Origin of the sequence: Roseomonas sp. TAS13, assembly GCF_001950415.1 — a bacterium.
GTDB lineage: Bacteria > Pseudomonadota > Alphaproteobacteria > Acetobacterales > Acetobacteraceae > Roseomonas > Roseomonas mucosa.
In genome coordinates this window covers 1-2,178 of record NZ_BDLP01000541.1, presented here as the reverse complement: position 1 = coordinate 2,178, position 2,178 = coordinate 1, and the positions used below count along the sequence as shown (strand labels likewise).

Sequence of the window (2,178 nt, the reverse complement as noted above, 5' to 3'; positions counted from 1 at the left end):
GGCATGGGGCGGGGCCCACGAGGCGGGCGCCCCGGCCGGGGGCGGCGCGGGCCGGACCCTTGGCCGGACGGCATGGACGGGGGGCACGGGGCTGCCTTGCGGCGCGGCGGGGTTACCGGCGCCCGGACGAGCCTCTACAGGAGCCGGCCCCGCATCCGTTAAAACCGCTTCTCCGACGAGTTGCCGCCATGTCCGCCGTCACCCGGCTCTTCCCGCTCTGGGCGGTGATCGCCGCCGTCCTGGCCTATCTCTCCCCCGCCGTGTTCCAGCCGGTCGCGCCCTGGGTCACGCTGCTGCTGTCGCTGATCATGTTCGCCATGGGTGTCACCCTGAAGCTGGAGGATTTCCGCCGGGTGATCACGCGCCCCGCGCCGGTTCTGGCCGGGGTCGGGCTGCACTACCTGATCATGCCTCTGGCCGCCTGGGCCATCGCCCGGCTGCTGCACATGCCGCCCGACCTGTCCGCCGGCATGGTGCTGGTGGGCAGCGTGGCGAGCGGCACCGCCTCCACGGTCATGGTCTATCTTTCGCGCGGCGACGTGGCGCTGGCGGTGACGATCAGCGCGCTGTCCACCGTGGTGGGCGTGGTGGCGACGCCGCTGCTCACCCGGCTCTACGTCTCGGCCGAGATCGCGGTGGACACCTTCGGCCTGCTGACCAGCATCCTGCAGATCGTCGCCCTGCCCATCGCCGCCGGGCTGGTGGCGAGCCATCTCGTGCCGCGCGTTGTGCGGGGGGTGAAGCCGGTGCTGCCGCTGGTCTCCATGATCGCGATCCTGCTGATCATCGGCGCCGTCGTGGCGGGCACCCGCAACAGCATCGCCGCGGTGGGGCCGGTGGTGATGCTGGGCGTGGTGCTGCACAACGGCATCGGCCTGCTCGGCGGCTACTGGGGCGGGCGGCTGCTCGGCTTCGAGGAAAGCATCTGCCGCACCCTGGCGCTGGAGGTCGGGATGCAGAATTCCGGACTCGCCGCCGCGCTGGGCAAGATCTACTTCTCGCCGCTCGCGGCCCTGCCGGGCGCGCTCTTCTCCGTCTGGCACAACCTGTCCGGCTCGCTGATCGCGGGCTTCTGGGCCGGGCGCCCGACGGGCGAGCGGGACGACGGGGCGGAGGAACGCGCCGCCTTCACCGGGCACTGAGCCCGGAAAGGCCTGGCCGGCCTCCGGGTGGGCCGGCCTCCGGGTGGGCCGGCCGCCGTTCAGCCCATCCGCCAGACCTGCCAGGCCGAGCCCAGCGCGCCGGCCAGGATCAGCGCGAAGCCGCAGTTCCGGTAGAAGCGGAGCGTGGCGACCTGCTCCGCCGAGGCCTGCCGTTCCGACGCATCGGGGCGGCTGTGCCAGCGGGCGGCGAAGATGTCCCGCCCCCAGCTTGGCGTGTCCTGCGACAACTCGGCCCGGACACAGACCAGGCTGGCGATCAGGCCGAGCAGCAGCACGGCCGGGAAGCCCATGCGCCGGACCAGCAGCAGGCTCGCCCCGATCAGGGCGAAGACGCCGATCCAGCCCAGCCCCTGGATCAGTCCATAAGCCAGGTTGCGAAGGCTCGGCCTCATGACCTGATCCGTGCTCCTGTCCGCTGCCCCGCCAGGATAGGGCGCTTCCCCAAAGCGATGCCAGGAATGGACAGCCTCCCTGGCGCATCCGTGAAGGCGGGCCGCCGGCGCTTGACTCCGCTGGCATTCTGTCCCCGATTCGTTCTCATGCCGCTCGACCTGTCCGTCCCCGACCGCACCGCGCTGGTCTGCCGTTCCGCCATGCGCCATTGCGCCCGCCTGGGCTGGGCGCCCGTGCTGGAAGTGCCGATCCCCTGCGGGCGCAGGCTCGATATCATGGCGCTCACGCCGGAAGGTCAGTTGAACGCCATCGAGGTGAAGAGCGGGCCGCGCGACTTTCTTTCCGATGCGAAATGGCCGCAGTACCTGGAATGGTGCGACCGGCTGTTCTTCGCGGTGGATTGCGACTTCCCGCAGGACCTCATCCCGGAGGAGGTCGGCCTCTGGTGCACCGACGGCTACGAGACGGCCGTCCTGCGCGAGGCCCCGCACCGCCCTCTGGCCCCGGCACGGCGCAAGTCGCTGCTGCACCGCTATGCCGTGATCGCCGCCGGGCGCCTGGCGGCCCTCTGCGACCCGCTGGGGGCGCAGGAGATGCGGGCGGCGCTCCGCTGCGAGTGAGG

At 71.8% G+C, this 2,178-nt stretch carries 3 protein-coding genes; 2 read left to right on the top strand and 1 reads right to left on the bottom strand.

Features of this window, described 5'->3' with window-relative positions:
• The first annotated feature begins 188 nt into the window (after window positions 1-188).
• Window positions 189-1,142: a bile acid:sodium symporter family protein gene (locus tag ROTAS13_RS23345; protein ID WP_027297246.1), complete on the top strand. Its 954-nt coding sequence runs from the start codon at window positions 189-191 to the stop codon at window positions 1,140-1,142.
• 59 nt (window positions 1,143-1,201) lie between these two features.
• Here ROTAS13_RS23345 and ROTAS13_RS23340 read toward each other — a convergent pair whose 3' ends face one another.
• A complete protein-coding gene (locus ROTAS13_RS23340) occupies window positions 1,202-1,555 on the bottom strand; it encodes a hypothetical protein (protein ID WP_058389413.1) in 354 nt (117 codons plus the stop codon).
• Between the two features lie 147 nt (window positions 1,556-1,702).
• Here ROTAS13_RS23340 and ROTAS13_RS23335 point away from each other — a divergent pair, with 147 nt between their 5' ends.
• Window positions 1,703-2,176, top strand: coding sequence for an MmcB family DNA repair protein (locus ROTAS13_RS23335; RefSeq protein WP_019460366.1), 474 nt, complete (start codon window positions 1,703-1,705; stop codon window positions 2,174-2,176).
• Window positions 2,177-2,178 lie beyond the last annotated feature (2 nt).